General features: G+C 41.6%; 20 protein-coding genes. 9 read left to right on the top strand and 11 right to left on the bottom strand.

Annotation, left to right across the window (positions count from 1 at the left end):
- Positions 1-112 precede the first annotated feature (112 nt).
- A complete protein-coding gene (locus KO530_RS12680; protein WP_216048814.1) occupies positions 113-2,800 on the top strand; it encodes a penicillin-binding protein 1A in 2,688 nt (895 codons plus the stop codon).
- Between the two features lie 280 nt (positions 2,801-3,080).
- Positions 3,081-4,769 (top strand): NAD-dependent malic enzyme, encoded by a 1,689-nt coding sequence (locus tag KO530_RS12675; protein WP_216048813.1) that lies wholly within the window; start codon positions 3,081-3,083, stop codon positions 4,767-4,769.
- Between the two features lie 101 nt (positions 4,770-4,870).
- On the opposite strand, the gene argA is transcribed toward KO530_RS12675, so the two are convergent.
- From argA to argC, 6 genes are all read right to left on the bottom strand, one after another.
- Entirely contained in the window at positions 4,871-6,187 is a 1,317-nt protein-coding gene (gene argA, locus KO530_RS12670; RefSeq protein ID WP_216048812.1) for an amino-acid N-acetyltransferase, read from the bottom strand.
- A gap of 10 nt (positions 6,188-6,197) precedes the next feature.
- Positions 6,198-7,574: an argininosuccinate lyase gene (argH, locus tag KO530_RS12665; RefSeq protein ID WP_216048811.1), complete on the bottom strand. Its 1,377-nt coding sequence runs from the start codon at positions 7,572-7,574 to the stop codon at positions 6,198-6,200.
- Positions 7,575-7,576: 2 nt separating this feature from the next.
- Positions 7,577-8,809, bottom strand: a complete 1,233-nt coding sequence (locus KO530_RS12660) for an argininosuccinate synthase (protein WP_216048810.1) — start codon at positions 8,807-8,809, stop codon at positions 7,577-7,579.
- A gap of 94 nt (positions 8,810-8,903) precedes the next feature.
- Complete coding sequence (locus KO530_RS12655; RefSeq protein ID WP_216048809.1) at positions 8,904-9,812, bottom strand: ornithine carbamoyltransferase; 909 nt, start codon at positions 9,810-9,812, stop codon at positions 8,904-8,906.
- Positions 9,809-10,603: an acetylglutamate kinase gene (gene argB / locus KO530_RS12650; RefSeq protein WP_216048808.1), complete on the bottom strand. Its 795-nt coding sequence runs from the start codon at positions 10,601-10,603 to the stop codon at positions 9,809-9,811. Before argB ends, KO530_RS12655 begins: the two co-directional genes overlap by 4 nt.
- Positions 10,600-11,628 (bottom strand): N-acetyl-gamma-glutamyl-phosphate reductase, encoded by a 1,029-nt coding sequence (argC, locus tag KO530_RS12645; protein WP_216048807.1) that lies wholly within the window; start codon positions 11,626-11,628, stop codon positions 10,600-10,602. The genes argB and argC overlap by 4 nt, the downstream gene beginning before the upstream one ends.
- A 337-nt stretch (positions 11,629-11,965) precedes the next feature.
- Here argC and argE point away from each other — a divergent pair, with 337 nt between their 5' ends.
- Positions 11,966-13,126, top strand: a complete 1,161-nt coding sequence (gene argE / locus KO530_RS12640; protein ID WP_216048806.1) for an acetylornithine deacetylase — start codon at positions 11,966-11,968, stop codon at positions 13,124-13,126.
- A 19-nt stretch (positions 13,127-13,145) separates the two neighbouring features.
- The gene (locus KO530_RS12635) at positions 13,146-13,565 is read left to right on the top strand and encodes a methylglyoxal synthase (RefSeq protein ID WP_216048805.1); all 420 of its coding nucleotides are present in this window, start codon (positions 13,146-13,148) and stop codon (positions 13,563-13,565) included.
- A gap of 48 nt (positions 13,566-13,613) precedes the next feature.
- Here the strand turns inward: KO530_RS12635 and KO530_RS12630 are convergent, their stop codons facing one another.
- Positions 13,614-14,429, bottom strand: coding sequence for a Spy/CpxP family protein refolding chaperone (locus KO530_RS12630; protein ID WP_216048804.1), 816 nt, complete (start codon positions 14,427-14,429; stop codon positions 13,614-13,616).
- Between the two features lie 209 nt (positions 14,430-14,638).
- On the opposite strand from KO530_RS12630, the gene KO530_RS12625 reads away from it, so the two are divergent.
- The 4 genes from KO530_RS12625 (at position 14,639) to trmL (ending at position 18,379) form a co-directional block, all read left to right on the top strand.
- Complete coding sequence (locus KO530_RS12625) at positions 14,639-15,334, top strand: response regulator transcription factor (protein WP_216048803.1); 696 nt, start codon at positions 14,639-14,641, stop codon at positions 15,332-15,334.
- Positions 15,331-16,728, top strand: coding sequence for an ATP-binding protein (locus KO530_RS12620; RefSeq protein WP_216048802.1), 1,398 nt, complete (start codon positions 15,331-15,333; stop codon positions 16,726-16,728). Before KO530_RS12625 ends, KO530_RS12620 begins: the two co-directional genes overlap by 4 nt.
- Positions 16,729-16,839: 111 nt before the next feature.
- Positions 16,840-17,811, top strand: coding sequence for an alpha/beta fold hydrolase (locus KO530_RS12615; RefSeq protein WP_252729245.1), 972 nt, complete (start codon positions 16,840-16,842; stop codon positions 17,809-17,811).
- A gap of 103 nt (positions 17,812-17,914) precedes the next feature.
- Entirely contained in the window at positions 17,915-18,379 is a 465-nt protein-coding gene (gene trmL / locus KO530_RS12610) for a tRNA (uridine(34)/cytosine(34)/5-carboxymethylaminomethyluridine(34)-2'-O)-methyltransferase TrmL (protein WP_216048800.1), read from the top strand.
- A gap of 16 nt (positions 18,380-18,395) precedes the next feature.
- On the opposite strand, the gene gpsA is transcribed toward trmL, so the two are convergent.
- From gpsA to KO530_RS12590, 4 genes are read right to left on the bottom strand one after another with little or no spacing between them, the layout of a single operon-like run.
- Positions 18,396-19,409, bottom strand: coding sequence for an NAD(P)H-dependent glycerol-3-phosphate dehydrogenase (gpsA, locus tag KO530_RS12605; RefSeq protein ID WP_216048799.1), 1,014 nt, complete (start codon positions 19,407-19,409; stop codon positions 18,396-18,398).
- Between the two features lie 8 nt (positions 19,410-19,417).
- Complete coding sequence (secB, locus tag KO530_RS12600; RefSeq protein WP_216048798.1) at positions 19,418-19,921, bottom strand: protein-export chaperone SecB; 504 nt, start codon at positions 19,919-19,921, stop codon at positions 19,418-19,420.
- 25 nt (positions 19,922-19,946) lie between these two features.
- The gene (grxC, locus tag KO530_RS12595) at positions 19,947-20,204 is read right to left on the bottom strand and encodes a glutaredoxin 3 (RefSeq protein ID WP_216048797.1); all 258 of its coding nucleotides are present in this window, start codon (positions 20,202-20,204) and stop codon (positions 19,947-19,949) included.
- Between the two features lie 18 nt (positions 20,205-20,222).
- Positions 20,223-20,648 (bottom strand): rhodanese-like domain-containing protein, encoded by a 426-nt coding sequence (locus KO530_RS12590; RefSeq protein ID WP_216048796.1) that lies wholly within the window; start codon positions 20,646-20,648, stop codon positions 20,223-20,225.
- A gap of 251 nt (positions 20,649-20,899) precedes the next feature.
- Between KO530_RS12590 and gpmI the strand changes: the two genes are divergently transcribed.
- Entirely contained in the window at positions 20,900-22,435 is a 1,536-nt protein-coding gene (gpmI, locus tag KO530_RS12585; protein WP_216048795.1) for a 2,3-bisphosphoglycerate-independent phosphoglycerate mutase, read from the top strand.
- The last annotated feature ends 83 nt before the right edge of the window (positions 22,436-22,518 follow it).

The raw sequence follows: 22,518 nt of genomic DNA, 5'->3' as shown, positions 1-22,518 counted from the left end.
GCTTTAGTTTTACCATTATTACTCATTTTTTTGTTTTTAATGGTTCTAATAACGGTACATAGGTATAAAATATAAGTCATTTAGTCAATTTTGCTCTGGTAGTTTTATTTTTGTGAAGTACATCAAACTGTTATTAATAATGAGTATAGCCGCATTTCTGCTAGGTACGATAGCGATTGTAGGTATGTACTTTTATATCAAACCCGATCTTCCAAGTGTTGAAGTGCTAAAAGATGTGCGCTTACAAACCCCCATGAAGATTTATACACAAGACGGCAAACTAATTTCACAGTTTGGGGTCAAGCGTCGTATTCCGTTAGAGTTAGATGAAGTCCCGCAATCATTAATAAATGCCGTACTTTCTATAGAGGATAGTCGCTTTTACGAACACCCTGGTATAGATCCTATCGGCATAGCGCGGGCTTTTGTGAATTTAGTCTTAACCGGCGAACGTGGGCAAGGTGGTAGTACCCTCACGATGCAGCTAGCCAGAGGCTTTTTCTTAACCCGTGATAAAACCTATATACGTAAAATAAAAGAGATCTTTATTGCTTGGCACATGGAAGGTTTGCTCAGTAAAGATGAAATCTTAGAGCTGTATTTAAACAAAATTGAATTGGGGCATCGTGCCTTTGGGTTTGGTGCTGCTGCTCAAGTATATTTCGGAAAATCCGTTAATGAGCTCAGTTTAGCTGAAGTAGCGACTATTGCTGGACTGCCTAAAGCGCCTTCTACTTTGAATCCAATTTCCAGCCCAGAAAGAGCGAAAGCGCGTCGTCGAGTCGTATTGTTAAGAATGCTCGATGAGGAATATATTACCCGTGAAGAGTTTGATCAGGCCAGCAATGAAACTGTCATTTCTAAACGCCACGGTGCTGAGATTCAGTTAGATGCGCCTTATTTGGCCGATCTTATTTATAATGAAATGGTTGAATTGTATGGCAAAGAAGAAGCTGAAACTGGCGGATATCAAGTTTTCGCTACCGCACCTTCGGATTTGCAGTTTGCCGCACAAACAGCAGTAATACGTAATTTACATGATTATGATGAAAGACATGGTTATCGTGGTCCTATTCGCGTGTTATGGGGAGAGCCAGATGACAATCAAAGCCTAAACAACAGTGAAGATCAAAATACTGAATTGGTAGCCTTGGATTCTGAACCTTGGGACGAATCACAAATGCTAGAGGTTTTGGACGCTTACACGCCAATTGGAGTGCTTAACCCAGCAGTTGTTACCCAGGTTGATGAAACCAGTTTTGTGGTTTTTAATGGCCAAGGAAATTATCAAACTATCGAATGGCAGGGTATGCATTGGGCAAGATCCTACATTGACGACAATCGCCAAGGACCGGATCCTAAAAGTGCTGCTGACATAGTGGCTGCAGGTCAATTGATCTGGATTAGACAAAACGAGGAAGGGATCTGGAAATTGTCGCAATTGCCAACGGTGAGTGGTGCTTTTGTGGCACTGGATCCTAAAAACGGTGCGGTGCAGGCAATCGTCGGTGGATATAGTTTTTATCAGAGTCAATTCAATCGCGCGACTCAAGCTAAAAGACAAGTAGGCTCGAATATTAAACCTTTCATATATTCCGCAGCAATAGAACAGGGTTACACCTTAGCAAGTATTATTAATGACGCTCCTATCAATCAGTGGGATGCAAGTACTGGCACAGCATGGCGGCCACAAAACTCGCCAGCTGTGTATGACGGACCAATTCGAATGCGGGTCGCCTTGGGCAAATCGAAAAACGTAGTGTCAGTGCGTTTATTACGGGCAATTGGTATTAATGCCGCGGCAGACCATCTGAGTAAATTTGGTTTTGACCGCGCTGAAATTCCGAAAGATGAAACCTTATCACTAGGTTCAGGTTCACAAACTCCCCTAGAGGTTGCTACTGCAATGTCGGTTATTGCCAATGGCGGTTATTATGTGCGCCCTCATTTTATTCAACGTATTGAAGATGAGCACGGCAAAATATTGTGGCAAGCTAATCCTCCGCAAGTGTGTGAAGAATGTGAAACTCACAATGCTGAGCAAACATCTGTAACCAATGCATCAGAGCTTAATTCAGAGGAGCTCACAGAGCAGCAAATCGAGGCTTTGTTGGCGGCTGAATTAAACGGTTTCCCAGAAGATGAAGCCGATTCTCAGCCTGAAATAATCCAAGCCCAAAGAGTGGTGTCTGCGCAAAATACCTTTTTAGTGCGCGAAATGATGCGTACAGCTGTTCGAGGAAATGGTCGATGGAGCAATGATCCCCAGCGCAATACCTATTGGCTTGGCACTGGCTGGCGGGCGAGAAACATTCTTGGTCGCACCGATCTGGCGGGTAAAACCGGTACAACCAATGACTCTCGGGATACTTGGTTTAGTGGTTTTGCGCCAGGGTTAGTGGCTACTTCTTGGGTTGGTTTTGATGATATGAGTCGTATGCTCGGCCGTACATCTCGTAACCAGAATTTGATAAACGAAAATCCTGAAAAATTTAACTGGATTGGCAACGCCATGATCGGCGCGGAAGATGGCGCGAAAGCAGCTCAACCTGCATGGATTCGCTTTATGGAAAAAGCGCTTGATGGTGTGCCTCAAGAAATTAAACCTATGCCTGAAAATATCATCACGGTTCGAATTGATAGAGCAACGGGTAAACTCACAACACGTACAGATTATACGTCTATGTTTGAATATTTCATAAAGGGTACCGAGCCAACCTCTTCAGTTCAGTCTGACTCTGTTGTTGATCCCTTTGAAAGCGATCAATCAGAAAGTGTGGAACCTGAAGATATTTTTTAGATCCGATAGGGAAGTTTCACTTTTCAAACGTATATATAAGAACAAATGTTCCTTACTCCTAAGTTCGCTAATGTAAATTGGTAGCTAACTTAGGAGCCGGAGGCGCATTTAAATTGAGCGAAAATGGATGAGTTATTAGATAAATAATTCTGATGCACATCTGACCAGACAAATTGATACTGAGTTTAGCTGAATATTCGTTAAACTTGCTATTACTTGACACCTAATCACTTTAAATCCTCTTGATAACAAAGAGAAAACTGGAAAAAAAATACCTCTAATGAGCAATACTTCTAAATACTTGTATATTCCCCATTCTGGCCCTTCACTACTTGAGACGCCGCTGTTAAATAAAGGTAGTGCGTTTACCGCCAAAGAACGTGAAAACTTCAATTTGACCGGTTTGTTGCCGCCACGCTATGAAAGCATTGAAGAGCAGGTCGAACGGGCTTATATGCAATATTCCAGTTTTTCCTCACCCATTAACAAGCATATTTATTTGCGCGCGATACAAGACAATAATGAAACCTTGTTTTATCGATTAGTGCAGTCTCATATCGATGAAATGATGCCGATTATTTACACCCCGACGGTTGGGGATGCTTGCGAACAGTTTTCGGATATTTATCGCAGTTCTCGTGGTTTATTTATTTCATATTCTGAACGAACGCAAATAGACGATATTCTGCGTAATGCCACTAAACGTAAAGTAAAAGTCATTGTGGTAACTGATGGTGAGCGGATCTTGGGCTTAGGTGACCAAGGAATTGGTGGAATGGGTATACCCATTGGTAAATTGTCACTGTATACCGCATGTGGCGGAATTAGTCCTGCGTATACTTTACCGGTGATGTTGGATGTAGGGACAAATAATCAAAAATTGCTCGACGATCCTATGTACATGGGCGCGCGTCATAAACGTATTACTGGCGATGAATATAATGAATTTGTCGATATGTTTATTCAAGCAGCCCACAAACGTTGGCCTGACGTTTTGATTCAGTTTGAAGACTTTGCACAGCCTAATGCCATGCCATTATTGGAACGTTACCGTGAGCAGGTCTGCTGTTTTAACGATGATATTCAAGGTACAGCAGCGGTTACTCTAGGTTCAATCCTCGCAGCTTGTTTGAGCAAAGGTGTTAAATTAAGTGCGCAAAAAGTGGTATTTGTGGGTTCAGGTTCTGCAGGATGTGGTATTGCAGAAATGATCATCAGTCGTATGTGCCAGGAGGGAATTAGCGACGCTCAAGCTAGACAGCAAGTGTTCATGATTGACCGCTTTGGCTTGTTAACTGATGGTATGCAGGGCCTTCGCGACTTCCAGCAAAAGTTAGTACAAAATCCTGAGGTGATTAAGCAGTGGAATACTGAAAATGAATGGGCGAGCTTGTTAGACGTAGTTACGCATGCAAAACCAGACATTCTAATTGGGGTTTCCGGACAGCCAGGTCTATTTACTGAAGAAGTTATTCGCGGAATGAAAGCGAATTGTGATTTGCCGATTATTTTCCCATTAAGTAATCCATCCCGTCAGGTTGAAGCAAGACCCGAGCAAGTTATTGAATGGACCAACGGCCAAGTTATTATCGCTACCGGAAGTCCCTTTGCTCCTGTTGCATATAACGGCAGTATTTTCCCCATTGCCCAATGTAATAATAGTTATATCTTTCCAGGAATTGGTTTGGGTGTGGTGGCCACAAAAGCTCGATTGGTCAGTGAAGAAATGTTAATGGCAACCAGTGAAGCCTTAGCACTTGCTTCGCCACTAGCAAGTGAAGGTGAGGGATCTTTGTTACCGCCTTTAACCGACATTGCTAGTCTGAGTAAAAAGATTGCATTTGCAGTAGGCAAGGTTGCGCAACAACAAGGTTTGGCTTTAGAGACCTCTGACGAAGCTTTACGAGCTAGTATTGAAGCTAATTTCTGGAACCCTAAATATCGTCAATACAAACGTACTAGTATTTAATCGATTTACTGCCAACTATTTATGTTAAATAGTTGGCAGTGTTGTCGCAGTCAAATAGTTTCGCAATTTGAGCTCAGCCCACATCAAGATAAGAAGGCTGTTTATTTATCAAGGGCCATTACAAATACTTTCGAATTTCTTTGAAAGTTATATAACAACTTTTTCGATTCAGGCAGCGCATCAATGCTGGCCAAAACGAATCCTTGTTCTTGAAACCAATGTGCAGTCACTGTCGTCAGCACAAAAATACTCTCTAAACCCTGCTCAATGGCATCTTGTCGAATTGCTTCGAGCAGACGTTCAGCACGACTTTTGCCGCGATAATCACCATGGGTAGCAACACAGGCAAGCTCACCAGTACCATCCTGCGGGTAAGGATAAAAGGCAGCACAGGCGATAATCATACCGTCTCGCTCTATGACCGTGAACTGTTCAATTTCCGCTTCAAGGAGTTCTCGAGAACGTTTAACCAGAATACCTTTTTCTTCGAGAGGATTGATCAGTTGTAGGATCCCGCCCACATCTTCAATTCGTGCTTTTCTAAGTTGCTCGTAATGGCGTTTAGAAACAAGCGAGCCTGAACCGTCACGGGTGAACAACTCCTGCAATAAGGCGCCGTCCTTTTTGTAACTGACACAGTGACAGCGAGGAATATCAGCGGCTATTGTCTGGTTAATGGCATCCAATATTCCTAACTGGTCTTCTCTGGCACCTTCTTCAAGCAAATCAGATAATTGGGCTGAATCGATATTACGACGCAGCTTTCCTGTTTCATCTAAAATGCCCTGATGTTCAGAAAAAACAATCAACTTATCGGCGTTTAAGCTGATGGCAGCCTGTGTGGCGACATCTTCATGAGATAAGTTGAAGACTTCGCCCGTAGACGAGTAACCCATGGGGGAAAGCAATACGATTGAACCATCCTGAAGATGATCGTTGATGCCCATCACGTCAATTCGTCTTACCACACCGGTATGCTCAAAATCGACGCCTTCTCTAACGCCCATGGGCATAGCCACAACCAAATTACCAGAACACACACGAATATGAGCTCCGTGCATTGGCGAGTTAGCTAGCCCCATGGTTAATAGTGCCTCGATTTGCGAGCGCACCGAGCCTGCAGCGTCTTTTACAGATTCCAAGGTTTGTTTGTCGGTGAGACGAATATTATTGTTGAAACGTTTTTCAACCCCTCTTAATGCAATGCGCTGATCGATTTGTGGCCTTGCACCGTGCACTAAAACAAGCTTCACACCCAAACTGTTGAGCAAGGCTATATCATTGATAATGTTAGGAAAATTAACATCCTCAACGGCCTCGCCACCAAACATTAAAACAAACGTTTTGCCCCTATGAGAATTAATATAGGGTGCTGAGTTGCGAAACAACCTAACGCCATCAATGTCTGACATCACCATCTTTCGTTCCTCAGCTCTTTAAACTTTTCAGTTCTGCATCAAGGGCTGCAAACACTGGATGAGCACCTGTGCCACCCAAAATATTGCGTTTGTCCACTAAGTATTCAAGCTCTAATACAGCATATACATCATCTTCAATTACTGAACTGAAGGTTTGCAATTCAGCTATGCTTAAATTTTCAATGGGTTTGTTTTGCTCAATGGCTGCTAGAACAATTTGACCAGAAATATCGTGTGCCGTCCTAAATGGAATACCTTTAGCAACAAGGTAATCTGCCATTTCGGTAGCATTGGCATAACCTTGTTTGGCCGCCTGAGCAGTCCGTTGAGCATCTAACTCAATAGTGTCTACCACTTCTGCAGCGATACACAAACAGATATGCCATTGATTAACTGCATCAAAGGCACCTTCTTTGTCTTCTTGCATGTCTTTGTTATAAGCCAAGGGAAGACCCTTCATGGTAACCAACAAGCCTTGTAAGCTTCCAAATACTCTGCCGCATTTTCCGCGCATTAATTCTAATGCATCTGGATTTTTCTTTTGCGGCATTAATGACGAGCCTGAAGTGACTGCATCACCAAGGGTGATAAAGCCGGCTTCGCCAGAGTTAAAGAAAATAAGATCTTCAGCCATGCGCGATAAATGCATCATTGAAGTACTGGCACAAAACAATAGTTCTAAAACATAGTCTCGATCGGATACGGCGTCTAAACTGTTGGCGCAAGGAGAGCCAAAGCTCAGCTGTTCAGCAATTTCCTGACGATCAATGGCGTAAACCGTGCCGGCTAGCGCGCCACTGCCTAATGGGCATTGATTCATTCTTACCAGCAAATCCTCTAAACGACTAATGTCGCGTTTGATCATCTCAACATAAGCCAAACACCAATGCGGGTATCGTACTGGTTGAGCTCGTTGCAAATGGGTGTAACCAGGTAAGATGACGTCTCTGTTGCGATCAGCAGACAATACCAGCGCACTTTTGATTGCCAGTAAATCGTCTTTCAAGCTTTCTAGGTGCTCTTTACACCACAATCGAAAGTCGGTAGCGACTTGATCGTTACGACTGCGACCGGTATGAAGCTTTCTTCCCAGATCACCAAGTTTTTCAATTAACGCAGACTCAATGAAACTGTGAATATCTTCTTCACTACTGGCATCAAAATCCAATTCATCTGCTTCGGCTTTGCTTAGCAATTCATTTAAAGCAGCTTCTATTTGTTGCTGTTCTTGAGTGGTCAATACACCTGCTTTAGCAATGGCACGTGACCACACAATTGAACCGCGAATATCTTGGCTGGCCAAAATCCGATCAAAGGGCAACGAGTCGTTGACCTGTTTGAACATATTACTGCTGCCCTCTTGAAAGCGGCCTCCCCATAAACCCATGACTAGTTTCCTTTATTCGCGTCGCGCGCTTTTTTATTTAAGGTTGCAATACGACTTGATAAGCTGAACAAACGAATAAATCCTTCAGCATGTTTTTGGTCATACACATCGTCTTGTCCGAAGGTGGCAAAATCTTCTGAATACAAGCTATTTGGTGAACGACGTTGAGTAACAGTAGCGCGACCTTTATATAGCTTAATGACGATGTCACCAGTAACTTGTTGCGCAAATACTTCGGCACCTGCTAACAATGAGTCGGAAAGAGCAGTAAACCAACGTCCGTCATACATCACGTGTGAAAACTCTAAACCTAAATATTCACGGTGTTTTAATGCTGCTTTATCTAAAACCATGCACTCTAGCGCTTTATACGCAGCCATAATGACTGTGCCGCCAGGAGTTTCATAACATCCACGAGACTTCATGCCGACTAAGCGGTTTTCAACGATATCGATTCGGCCAACACCATGTTTGGCTGCAATTTTGTTCAGTTCAACTAGCGCGTTATATGGCGAAAGAGCAACACCGTTAACTGTAGTAAGTTGTCCTTTATCAAAACTTAGGGAAACGCTTTCTGGCTTGTCTGGCGCATCTTCTGGATCGACGGTCATGGTCCAAATGCCTTTGGTTGGTTCACACCAAGGATCCTCTAATTCACCACCTTCATGAGAGATGTGCCAAGCGTTTGCATCACGGCTGTATATTTTAGTGGCAGAAGCACTGGTTTTAATATCACGTTTTGCTAGGTAATCTAATAAGTCTTCACGTGAAACCATATCCCACTCACGCCAAGGTGCAATAACTTGTAAGTCAGGTGCTAGAGCTGCAAAAGTACTTTCGAAACGTACTTGGTCGTTACCTTTACCAGTACAACCGTGGCATAGCGCGTCTGCGCCTACTTTACGGGCAATTTCTACTTGTGCTTTCGCAATTACTGGACGAGCCATTGAAGTACCTAGTAAATATTCTCCTTCGTATACCGCGCCAGTTTTGATTGTTGGATAAATATAGTCAGCAACAAACTCTTCTTTCAAATCAACGATATAACATTCGCTGGCACCGGTTTTAATGGCTTTTTCACGAAGACCTTCTAATTCTTCATCGCCTTGGCCAACATCTGCCGCAAAGGCGACTACTTCACAATCATAATTTTCTTTCAACCATGGAATAATGGCAGAGGTATCTAAGCCGCCTGAATAGGCTAAAACAACTTTTTTAACGTCGGGTTTTGACATAACTATTTCCTAAATAAACTTGTGTTGATTTGTAGTTTGAACAAATCAGCTTCAACAGATTGATTTTTTAAAATGAACTTCGAGTCACTCAATTTTAAGCTAACAACGTTACTAGAATGGCATTTTGGCCATGCATTCTATTTTCAGCTTGTTGCATTAATAATGATTTATCGCTATCAATTAAAGTACCGCTAATTTCTAAATCACGATGAGCGGGTTGGCAATGCATAACATATTGTGCACCGGTTAATGCCATCATAGCTTCGTCGACTTTGTATGGGTCAAAAATGCGTTTAATATCTGATAACGGTGTTTCATCTCCCATTGATAACCACGTATCAGCATAAAGTACATTGGCACCTTTAGCGTCTTCGACGTTATTACTTTGGATGATTTTTGCACCAGATTTTTCTGCAATTTTTTGGCTTAATTCAAATATCCCTTGATCAACTTCGTAACCTGCAGGGGTAACACTAACGATATTCACCCCTAGTATAGCGCCAACCAGCAATAGTGAATGGGTAACGTTATTGCCATCACCTACATAAGCTAAGGTTAAGTTTTCTAATGAACCATAGGTTTCTTGTAAGGTGAGAAAATCAGCTATTGCTTGGCACGGGTGATAGAGGTCGCATAACGCGTTGATTACCGGTACTTTAGAAGCTTGACTAAACTGCACTAAGGTATCATGACTAAACACTCTGGCAACAATCGCATCTGCCCAACAAGCTAAATTTGCTGCTGTGTCTTTGGCGTCTTCTCGGCCAGCTAGTTTACCAGCCTGGGAGTCAAGGTAAACCATGTGTCCACCGAGTTTATTGATACCAATATCAAAACTAACACGGGTACGCAAAGAGGGTTTCTCGAACAAAGCCGCAATTGATTTTCCAGCCAAAACTTGATTGTGTTCTTCAGGCGCAGCTTTAATTTTTGCCGCTAGCGCCAACAAATTATTTAAATCCTGCGAACTCCAATCTTTAAACGTTAATAGGTCCTGTTTCATTTGTTTTCCTTAGACGATGGGAAAATGGTTGTTCCTGCAGAAGCGTTTTCTTCAGTTGGAGTATCTTGGGTTAAAATATCAAGGTTTTTCCAACTTGCTATAGTCACAGACTGTCCTATTTGATTCGCCGCATCTAATGCCGCTTCTACTTTCACTGTCATACCATCGCGAATAACACCATCTGATATCAAAGTTTCAATATCGTCAGACGTGAGTTTATTAATAAGTGACTTATTCTGATCGAGCACACCTGCTACATCTGATAACAAAACTAGTTGTGCATTAAGCAGTTTGGCAATGGCTGTTGCTGCTTGATCGGCGTTGATATTAAGCAATTCACCCTGGTCATCTGCTCCAATGGAGCTCACTATGGGTAAAAAGCCAGCTGCCAACAGAGTCGTCAGTAAAGTTTGATCAATAGGCTCTGCAGAACCTACATTGCCTAATTCTTCACTGATTTGATGGCAATTGGTAATGTTACCATCCAATAAACTTAATCCCACAGGGATAAGTCCACTTTTTTTCGCTAATGCACACAAGTTTTTATTGGCTGTGCCGGCTAAAGCACCGACGACATAATCAATTTGTGATTTCGGCGTGACTCTCAGACCATTTAGTTTATGACTGCTAAGTGACAGATTTTTTAAAAGCTTCTCAACACTGCTGCCACCACCATGAACTAACACTATTGGCTGTTGTTCTTGAGCGGCATAAAGCGCGGCAAAAAAGTCTGCGGAAATACTTGGGTCATCTAAAAATGCACCACCAACTTTGATAACTTTTACTTTCATTTACTCACCTCAGCAATTAATCCAGTAGGAGATGCAAAACCGAAACTTAAGTTAGCACATTGAATTGCTTGAGATGCTGCACCTTTTAACAAGTTGTCGATGGCACTGCCAATGACTAAATATCCAGATTTTTCATCTAACTTCCAATGCAGATCACAGTGCGCAGTATTCACTACATCATCTAACTTAGGAAAATGATTTAGTAAACGGATAATAGGTTTATCACTGTAGGCTTTTTGGTAAGCATCCGATACTTGCTCTTTGCTGGTGCCAGCAACTGTTTTCACCGTAATTGTGGCCAATATTCCGCGCTTAAAATTACCTAAATGGGGAGTAAATATAACGTCGGTACCTAAGGCTTGGCTAATTTCTGGCTGGTGGCGATGGCCAAGAACACCATATGCTTGCAGGCTCACTTCGCAATAGCTATTTCCCAAAGCGGCTTTTCTTCCCGCACCACTAACACCAGATACCGCATTAATAATTGGACGATGCTGGCTGTCTAACAGATTTGAATTAAACAAAGGCTTGAGCGCTGATAGCGAAGCTGTAGGGTAGCAACCTGGCACTGCTACTAGCGATGCCTCAGCAATAGACGCTGCATTCCATTCAGCTAACCCGTAGACCGCTTTTTCAAGTAACGGTTTATGCTGGTGTGCAAATCCATAAAAGTCTGCAAACACGTCTGCATCTTTAATTCTGAACGCCCCTGATAAATCGAATATTTTTGCTTTTCCTGCCGTTAATATAGGCATCCAGTCGTGGCTGGCTTCGTGAGGTGTGGCTAAAAATATGGCATCTAAAGAATCTGCGAGCTCGCTTAACAGACCATCATTAATGGGTAAAACCTTAGTGTCGACTAAACCGCTTAAAGAGGGGTGGAGCTGACTTAAAGCTTTATTTGCATCTTGACTGTTTTGCGAAACAAACAATCCTGCTAGCTCAAATTTAGGATGCAAGGTTAATATTCTGGCGAGTTCTGCGCCTGTATATCCACTTGCTCCGATTACACATGCTTTCAACATAATGATGTTTACCGATAATTTTTGAAAATGTTAACTTAGAAAAATAAAAAAAGCGCCCCAATCCTTTAAAAACTTCTTCTATATCAAAGGAGAGGAGCGTGCTACGCAACCAAAATTAGATTCGTCGGACAGACGTACAAGCGTAGCAAGGCAGGGAGTTATTTGTGCTCATAGTTCTCATTTATTCTCTATTCATCAATTTTCAGGCAATATGCACTGTAATTGATCGTTAAGGTTTAAAAATCAGTTTAAAACTGGTTCTTTGTTGCATGGACGTAGCATGCCATCAATGTTATAAATATGCAATAAAAGTGAATAATTATATTTTAAGGTTCTTATGCCAAATTTAACTTTCTTAGAAGTTTATGAAAAAATCATTTCCATCCCTACAATAAGTGCCGTAGACGAAGATCTAGATATGAGTAATCGTCAGTTAATCGACTATTTAGGGAATCTTTTTTCAGACTTAGGTTTTAGCATTTCTATTCAAAAAGTGCCTGAAGCACGGAATAAATTCAATTTATTAGCCAAACTCGGCACGGGCAAGGGCGGTCTGCTGTTAGCTGGTCACTCAGATACAGTGCCATTTGATGAAGGTCGATGGAATAGCGACCCATTTATACTGCAGCAAAAAAATGATTCCTTTTATGGTTTAGGGACCTGCGACATGAAAGGATTTTTTGCTTTTATTTTGGAAGCTTTAAAAGATATTCCTTTAAAAAAGCTGCAAAAACCACTGTATATTTTAGCCACAGCCGATGAAGAAACCTCTATGGCCGGAGCTAGGTTTTTTGCTCAACAACAGTTAATTAAACCTGATATGGCTATCATTGGTGAACCCACAGAGCTGAAACCAATCGGTAAACATAAAGGACATATGGCGCAGAGCCTAAATATTACTGGAAAAGCTGGCCATTCCAGCGATCCAGATAAAGGCGTAAACGCCATTGAAATTATGCAAATGGCAATACAGCAGCTACTCACGTTACGTGACCAACTTGCCAAAAATTACCGCGACGAAAGTTTTAGTGTTCCCCAAGCAACGATGAATTTAGGGCATATTCATGGCGGCGATGGCGAAAATCGAATTTGTGGACATTGCAAACTTAACTTTGATATTCGCTGTGTACCTGGATTGAGTGATGAAGAAGCAATTGCATTGATTGATGAAGCGCTGTTACCTGTTAAACAGGCTTATCCTGACCGCGTAGACATGCAGCTTATGTATCCGACAGCTCCGGCGTTCTCATGTAAGAATGAGCACAATATTATCGCCTTAGCTGAAAAGTTGACGGATTTTAAAGTCACAAATGCTAATTATGCTACTGAGGCTCCTTTTATCAATCAGCTTGGCTGCGATACTTTGGTTTTGGGGCCGGGCAGTATCAATCAAGCCCATCAGCCGGATGAGTTTATATCGTTAGAATATGTGGACCCCACAGTTTCTTTGTTAAAGAATATGATAAAACACGTGTGCTTTAGCGAATCAGCTAGATAAATACTAGGAAATAATATCCATGACTGAATTAGTAAAAAAGACCATTGCTTTAGTGGCTCACGATCACATGAAAGCGGAGTTAGTTGACTGGAGTCGCACCCATATTGAACAATTGAAAAAGTATAATTTGGTGGCGACAGGTACAACAGGCGGACTAATCGCCGACAGTTTAGATTTACCTGTTCATCGTTTTAAAAGTGGACCTTTAGGTGGCGACCAACAAATTGGCGCATTAATCGCTGAGCGAAAACTAGATTGTTTAATCTTTTTTTGGGATCCACTCAACCCCGCACCTCATGATCCTGACGTAAAAGCTTTACTTCGATTATGTTCGGTGTGGAATTTGCCTGTAGCTTGTAATCGTTGCACTGCGGATTTAATCATTACTTCGCCGCTGTTTGACAGCGACGAATACTTGAGGACTGTGCCTGATTATTGATAGTTAATTTATAACTATCAATAATCTTTAACGTAACCAATGTGATAGTTAGAGTTCGTCGTCTTGATGACGTCTCTTCTTATCATGTTTGTCACCACCTTTGCGGTGTTCTCTTTTTTCATCCATTTTCGCCATTTTTGCCTGTTGTTCCTCATCAAGGATATTCCAGATTTGATGGCGCACTTTTGACATGTCTGTCGACATTTGCAAATGAGCTGCTTGAAGTTTCTCACTCACTGCCAACCATGCTGATTGATCAAAAGTTTCACTTCTAACCAGCTGTTGAGCTTGATCGCGATAACCTTTCACCGTTTCACGCTGAGATTCCATAGCCGCTTTTTGGCTTTCAAACAAAGCTTTAATTTTTGCACTTTGCTCGTCGGTTAAGTCGAGTCTCTTGAACATTTTCATCGGAGAAGAACGTTTTTCTCCTTTATGCCCCTTGCCTTTGCGTTCTTTGCCCTTTTCGCTCATGGCACTCAACTTTTGTTGTTGCTCTGCGGTGAGGGTATTCCAGACAGCGTTGCGTTTGGTCGCCGAGCTTAACGCAAGTTGAGATTTAATATCTTGCTCTTGTTGTAACAAACTCACTACCGAATCTTGATCCCAATCAGTAGATCTAATTAAGCTCTTAAGCTGATTTTTGATGTTGTTTAAATCTTGCTTGTAAATTTCACCATCTGCTTTAGATTGCTGCATGATAGTGCGTACATCAAGTTTTTGCTGATCTGTTAAATCTAGCTTTTTGAATACCGCACGCATTGGTGGTTCTGGACGCTCATGCGCTTGAATTGCAAATGCAGTGACGGCTGCGGTAGCAGCTATGGTAATGATTGCTTTAGAAAAAATCAATTTGCTTTTCATGTGTATCACCTTTTGATTAATGTTTAACGAAATAACGACATTTACCTTGTCGTTGATTTGATAAACATTATAGTTACGTCAATGCAAAGAAGTGTCTGGCCATTGTAAAGCTTGTGTAAATAATGTTCTTTTCGTCTGTCACTTAATCAGCTGGAAGCTTACAATTCACCACATAATGTACCAATGACATATAGAATAATTGAGGTTACATGCAAAATAAATCACTACTTGTTATCGATGATGATAAAGAACTGTGCAACTTGTTGATAGAGTATTTGTCGCCCCAAGGGTATGAAATAGATCAAGCCAATGATGGTGAGACAGGCTTACAAAAAGCCATCGGGCCGAAACATTACGATTTAATTTTGTTGGACGTGATGTTGCCGCAAATAGATGGATTTGAAGTGCTTAAGCGATTACGCACTAGTCATTTAACGCCAGTGTTGATGTTAACAGCTAAAGGCGATGATTTTGATAAAATTTTTGGGTTAGAGCTTGGCGCCGACGATTACTTGCCTAAACCATTTAATCATCGTGAGTTATCGGCTCGAATCAAAGCTATCGTCAGGCGCATGGATTATTTGCCTTCAACAAGCTCTCAGCAACGATTACAAATTGATGATGTTGTATTGAACCCCAATACACAGAGTGTTGAATGTGCTGGAAATATTTTAGAGTTTACCGCTACTGAGTTTTTAATTTTGCATTTGTTGATGATAAACGCAGGTCAAATTGTTAGTAAAAATGATATCAGCGAAAAAGTATTGGGCAGAAAATTGATGGCATTTGATCGCAGTATTGATATGCATGTGAGTAATATTAGGCGTAAATTAATGCAACACAGTGATCAAGAAAAAATTAAAACGGTCAGAGGTACTGGCTATTTGTTCGTGGTTGAACAATGAGGTTTTTAAAAAAGCTTAACCCTGCCAACAGTCTTTTTGGCAAAACGTTTTTATGGTTTTGGTTGGCAGCGATTCTGTTGGGTCTTGTTGGCGCTTGGTTAGCTAAGCAAACCAACTCTAACTACTCAATTAAACCGCTAAATAACGTAGACATTAATCGTATACAGCAAATAGCATCTCGTATTGAGCTAACTGCAGAGCGATTTCCCAAAGCCGAATTAAATCGTTTATTAGGCCGCACGGGGCAAAGAAGCAAAGATGCATTGATGTTAATAGATGCTCAAAGCAAAGAATTTATTTATGGTTTTCCAAGAGAAATGATGCCGTTAAAAGAGCCGTTTTTGGAACTCATTAATGAGACGCAACCTTTTGTTATTCGAACTACGTCAGGGGTCTTTTTTGGGCCAGCTAAAGTCTCGGTAAGAGGACAGACATATTTTCTGTTCACTGGTAAACCGCGCCCTCCAAATCTTGCACGGCAGTTGATGCAGACAAATCCCATAGCGCTTGGCTTAAGCGTATTGCTAGTCAGCGGAAGTCTGTGCGCTTTGTTTGTCTGGTCGCTTGTTCGACCTATTCGACAATTGCAGAAAAGTGCTAGGAAAGTGGCCAATGGTGACTTAACCCAGAACGTAAAATTTGCATCAAAAAGAGGTGACGAGATAGGCGCCTTGGGGCGAGATTTTAATTCTATGACGAAACGCCTTGCCGACTTAATGGGAAGTCAAAAAAGGTTAGTCGCTGATATATCACATGAGTTAAGGTCGCCACTGGCAAGATTGCAACTTGCCATTGGTATTGCTCAAAATCAAAAAGAACAGCTGCCAGAGTCGATTGAAAAACAGCTATTGAGAATCGAAAAAGAAGCACAGCAAATCGATTCAATGATTGGTCAAGTGTTGCGTCTATCTAGATTAGAGGCAGATGTAGCTGTTGAAGATAAACAACTTGTTGGTTTGAAAAGTTGTTTTACAGAGCTTTTCAATGATGCCGAGTTTGAAGCGCAAAATAGTGGTAAGGAATTAATTTTAGGTGACATTCCAGAACTGACTTTAAGTTGTTATCCACACCTACTGAAAAGTGCTGTAGGAAATCTGATTAGTAATGGAATTAAATATTGTTCTACTAAAGTTGAAGTGTCAGTGGTTAATCTGACTACTACACTACAAGTGACGGTAAAAGATGACGGTAGAGGTGTACCTTCTTCGGATTTGGAAGATATGTTTAAACCATTTTATCGGTTGTCTGCGTCACGAAATCGAGATACGGGTGGGGTAGGTTTAGGCTTAGCCATTGTTAAACAAGCGGTAAAATTACACGGCGGTGAAGTCGTAGCCATGAATTCGCCAGAAGGTGGGTTAATTGTAAACATCACGATTCCGATTAAACAATAATGAGTGAAACCTTTGAGGCGAGATCGCGAGTGAATTGTGTTTGTAGATTGATTCTATGCAACATTGCAGTATTACGCATCTTGATAAGTGATTTAATTGTTAGCGTACAACATGATTGAACAGAGCCAAATCCCAGAAGATGAAACTTTGGTAGAAAAGCGGAATCAGCAATTTATAGAACCGTTTTGGCAAAGAAACGTGATTAACGGTTATTTTCTGGGGAAGCAAAAGGTACGAATTGCCTATGCTTATGTGATCAATCCGAATCCTATTGGAAGCATAGCCATTTCCTCTGGTCGTATTGAAACCTTATTAAAATATAAAGAGCTGGTATTCAATTTGTACCACGCAGGTTTTAGTGTGTTTATTCACGACCATCGAGGACAAGGGTTGTCAGGACGAATGTTAGATGATCCAGAAAAAGGGTATGTGGCTGATTTTGCAGACTACGTTGCTGATTTTAAATCGTTTTTTGACCAAGTTATTAGCCCTAATAGCGGTCATAAACCGATTTTACTTAGCCATTCCATGGGAGCCGCAATTTCTAGTTTGTATTTACTCACACACCCTGGAGACTTCGCTAAATGTATTATGTCGGCTCCGATGTTCGGTATCAGGCCGGCATTACCAAAATGGTTAAGTTGTTTGCTAATTGAAAGTTATACCTTGCTAAACCATGTCTTTGGTAAAAGCCCATGGTATTTTATTGGTCAGTCCAAATATAACCCTAAAGCCTTTGCAATAAATGAATTAACCCATTGCCAACAAAGATACAAAATTTTTCGAGATACCTATGAGGCTAATCCGCAATGCAAGCTAGGTGGGGTAACAACAGCTTGGCTCAAACAAGCTGATAAAACGATGTCATTTATCCAAAAAAATGCTGCCGCGATTACTATTCCAGTGCTGTTATTGCAGGCTGGAGATGATCGGGTCGTGAATAACGCTAAACAAACTCAAGTCGCAGCAAAAATGCTAAATTGTGAGCTTATGCGAATTGAAAATGCGAGTCATGAAATATTCTTCGAAACTGAGGATATTCGTGATCAATCGTTACGGGCAATTTTGAGATTCTTAGCTTAAGCGAATTTGCCGCGGCATAGCTTAAAATAGTGAAGTTGCTGGTTCTTGCGGGCGTAATATTTGTTACACTTAAACAATTAGTTTTCTAGAACCTCGATTAAATATGCTTAGTATTGTTTTATATCAACCGGAAATCCCTCCCAACACCGGAAACATTATTCGTCTGTGCGCAAATACAGGTTACGACTTGCATCTGATTGAACCGCTAGGGTTTGACTGGGATGATAAAAAAGTGCGCAGGGCGGGATTGGATTATCATGAATTTGCTGAGGTTAAACGTCACGCAGATCTAACTGCTTATCTTCAATCCGAAAAACCGCAAAGAGTGTTTGCCTGCACCACTAAAGGTACTAAGAATTTCGCAGATGCTGATTTTAAATTGGGTGATGCGTTACTGTTTGGCCCTGAAACGCGAGGCTTACCTGACGAGGTCATTCAGAATTTACCGGCGGAACAACGCTTAAGAATTCCAATGTTGGCCAAGAGTCGCAGTATGAACTTATCGAATGCGGTTTCGGTTTTTGTTTATGAGTCTTGGCGACAATTGGGTTTTGAAGGGGCTGTTTAAGGAGAGGTTAGCTTAACTAACCTTCTACAGTTGGCTCTCTGCCTAGCAACGTAAGTGCGGCACTTTTCGCTGGTTTCCCTTGATAAAGCACTTGGTAAATCTGCTCAGTAATCGGCATTTCAACAGCTAACTTGTCGGCTAAAATTTTGACTTCTTCTGCATTTCGATAGCCTTCTACAACTTGACCAATACTGTCGATAGCATCTTCAACCGACTTTCCTGTTCCTAAGGCTAATCCAAAACGTCGATTTCGAGATTGATTGTCGGTACAGGTGAGTACAAGGTCGCCTAATCCTGCCATGCCCATGAAGGTTTCAGGTTTAGCTCCCATTTTTAATCCTAAACGGGTAAGCTCAGCAAGTCCTCGGGTGATTAATGCGGTTCTCGCATTTGCACCAAACCCTAAACCATCAGATAACCCGGCACCAATTGCGATCACATTCTTAACCGCACCACCTAATTGAACGCCAATGAAATCGGGATTTTTGTATACCCTGAAGCTTTTTGAACAGTGTAATTTTGCACTAAACTCTTCCGCTAAGAGTTCATCCGTTGACGACAACGAAATAGCGGTTGGTAACCCTGCCACCATTTCTTTGGCAAAGGTTGGTCCTGACAGAACAGCCAAAGGAATATCACTTCCCAAAACTTCCTCTGCAACTTCTTGGAGCAATCTACCAGTTTTTGGTTCCAGCCCTTTTGTCGCCCAAATCAAACGATGCTGATCTGTCAAAAATGGCTTAATTGCTGTTAAAGTTTGCGCAAAGGCATGGCTTGGTACAACGACTAGAATATCTTGACTGTTGGCAATTGCCGAAGCAAGATTTGGAATAATTTCCAAGGCGTCAGGAAATATCGCTTCAGGTAAGTATCGTTGGTTGCATCGGGACGTTTGCATTTCTTTCATCTGCGCGGTATCTCGACCCCACAGATAGGTTTGCACTTCATTTCGTGCAAGACAAAACGCAAGAGCAGTGCCATAAGACCCTGCTCCTAGTACTGTAACGCTTTGCTTATTTAGCATTGTCATTACAATGATTAAGCATCAAGTTTTTGCGCTTGACCTTGCTGTTCTTGGGCACGCTTTTGCATGTAAGCAGCAAAGATTGCATCAAAATTAACCGGTGCAAGGTTTAATGGAGGGAAAGTACCTCGATTAACCAAATTAGAGATAGTTTCTCTTGCATAAGGGAACAAGGTATTTGGGCAGAATGAACCTAAAGTATGCGCTTTATTTGCTTCAGGCATTTCACCAATCATAAAGATACCCGCTTGCTGAACTTCACAAAGGAATGCCGTTTCTTCGCCTAAATTTGCGGTTACTGTAACCGATAAAACGACTTCATAAAGATTCGTTTCTAATTCAACTGTTTTAGTATCTAAATCCAGTTTAATTTCAGGTTTCCACTCTTTTTTGAAAATTGCAGGAGAGTTTGGTGTTTCAAACGAAATGTCTTTTGTGTAAACACGTTGAATTGCAAATTGTGCGTTTTGTTGTGGAGCTTGCTCACCGGCTTGGTTAGCTTGGATATCATCTGCCATGTTAATTTTTCCTTGGTTTACTGCGTTATACGCTAAGTAGGTTGTCTAGTTTATTTTGTGACTCTAGTGCATACATGTCGTCGCAACCACCGATATGCTTGTCATCAATAAAAATTTGTGGAACGGTATAACCGCCATTCGCTCGGGTAATCATGGTGTCACGAAGATCAGGGTTTTGATCAATTCGATATTCTTCGAATGCAACGCCTTTTTCTTCTAGTAATGCCTTTGCACGATGGCAATACGGGCAATAACCTTTGGTATATAGTTCAACTTTGCTCATTGTCAGCCTTAAATCTGTTTATTTCGCAACGGGCAAATTTGCACTCTGCCACGAATTCATTCCACCTTTTAGTACGGAAGCATGACTAAAACCAGCTTTCAATAAAGCTGTTGCTGTCTTTTTAGCTGTCATGCCCATGGCACACACTACAATAATGGGTTTGTCTTTGAATTTTTCAAGGGCGCTAAAGTCAGCGCCATTTAGTTGTTCTGTTTTAATTTGTTTTGCGCCAAGAATATGGCCTTTATTGAACTCTGCAGCCGGGCGAATATCCAACACTACAGCATCTTGTCGATTCATAAGAATCGTTGCTTCGTGGGTGCTAAGTTCTTTGACTTGAGAAAAAATCCCAGCCACATAGCTATAGATAATTAACACTACTAGTGCTACCCAACCAGCAGACAAAAAAGGATGGTTTCCAACAAACTCAATAATTTGATCCATTACTACTTCGGCCCCTTGGCGTAGAAAAAAGAGTGCAAAGTATATAGAAAATCTATACAGAAACCAGTCCTTGCATAGTGGAATCTGCAATTCAGCTATAACTTAACTGATAAATACTCTTTAAGTGATGTAGTTCACAGGATAAACTGTTGGGGATCTATCAATATGAATGTTCTCAAAACCGATTCAAAAGTCGATAGATGACTTCACTCTTATTAACAACTTTATCAAAAATTACACAGGAGCAACCTATGCCCAACGCGAAAAAGACGCTAGCACTGCTTATATTGGATGGATGGGGACATCGTGAAGATACCGATAAAAACGCCATTGCTAACGCCAATACGCCAGTTTTAGATAAGTTGGTGCAGGAATATCCCAATACGTTTATTTCCGGGTCTGGTCTTGATGTTGGATTGCCACCTGGTCAGATGGGAAACTCTGAGGTAGGGCATGTTAACTTAGGAGCCGGGCGTGTGGTGTATCAGGAATTCACACGTATTAGTAAAGCGATTGAAGATAACGAATTTGAAAGCAATAAGGTTTTGGCTGCATCTGTAGAAAATGCAGTAAATAAAGACAAAGCTGTGCACATTATGGGGCTTTTATCTCCAGGTGGCGTGCACAGTCACGAAGACCATTTATTTGCAATGGTCAAAATGGCTGTCCATAAAGGTGCTAAAAAAGTCTTTTTACATTGCTTCCTTGATGGTCGAGACACAGCACCAAAAAGTGCAAAGGAATCTTTGCAAAAAGCTGACGAGTTATTTAAAACTCTGGGTGTAGGTAAAACTGCAACTTTAATCGGTCGTTATTATGCGATGGATAGAGATGAGCGATGGGAACGGGTTCAAGCGGCTTATGATTTAATTTCTCAAGGCAAAAGTGAATACCAATATGCGTCCGCAATAGAAGCACTTGAGGCTTCTTACGAGCGTGATGAAAAAGATGAGTTTGTTAAACCTACCATTATTGGTGATGCCGTTAAGGTTGAAGACGGCGATTCACTTATCTTTATGAATTTCAGAGCGGACCGTGCAAGAGAGATAACTCGTGCTTTTGTTGAGCCAGAATTTAGCGGTTTTGAACGGGAATATTGCCCTAAAAATCTAAACTTTGTGATGTTGACTCAGTATGCGGATTCTATCGATGCCCCTTCAGCTTATCCTCCCGAACCATTGGTTAATGTGATGGGCGATTGGTTGGCGCAGCATCATAAAACGCAATTACGTATCTCCGAAACAGAAAAATATGCTCACGTTACTTTCTTTTTCAGTGGCGGTCGTGAATCTGAGTATGAAGGTGAAGAGCGTATTTTGATTCCGTCTCCAAAGGTAGCAACATACGATTTGCAGCCGGAAATGAACTCTAAGTTGCTAACCGATAAGTTGGTTGAGGCAATTGAATCGGGCAAGTACGATGCAATCATTTGTAATTATCCAAATGGCGACATGGTAGGCCACACAGGCGTATATGAAGCGGCTATAAAAGCTGTTGAAGCTGTCGATAGCTGCATTGGACGGGTAACGGAAGCATTGAAGAAAGTTGGCGGCGAGTGTCTGATTACAGCTGACCATGGAAACGCTGAACAAATGGTCAATGCTAAGACTGGACAAGCGCATACCGCTCACACTAGTGAGTTGGTGCCTTTTATTTATGTTGGTCGAGATGCCGATGTTCGCACGGGTGGAACCTTGAGTGACGTAGCACCCACTATGTTGCACCTCATGGGCATGGAGCAGCCAAAAGAAATGACCGGCAAACCCATTATGACCCTTAAAAATTGATGTTACATGTAAATTTGTACACAGTTTAAGATGATACATATTCGTGCTTTACTCCGGCTACTGTGTTTTGCAGTGGTTGGAGT

Source organism: Aliiglaciecola lipolytica (assembly GCF_018860635.1).
Lineage (GTDB): Bacteria > Pseudomonadota > Gammaproteobacteria > Enterobacterales > Alteromonadaceae > Aliiglaciecola > Aliiglaciecola lipolytica_A.
The sequence above is the reverse complement of the archived record's forward strand: the minus strand, read 5'-3'. Positions and strand labels throughout refer to the sequence as shown.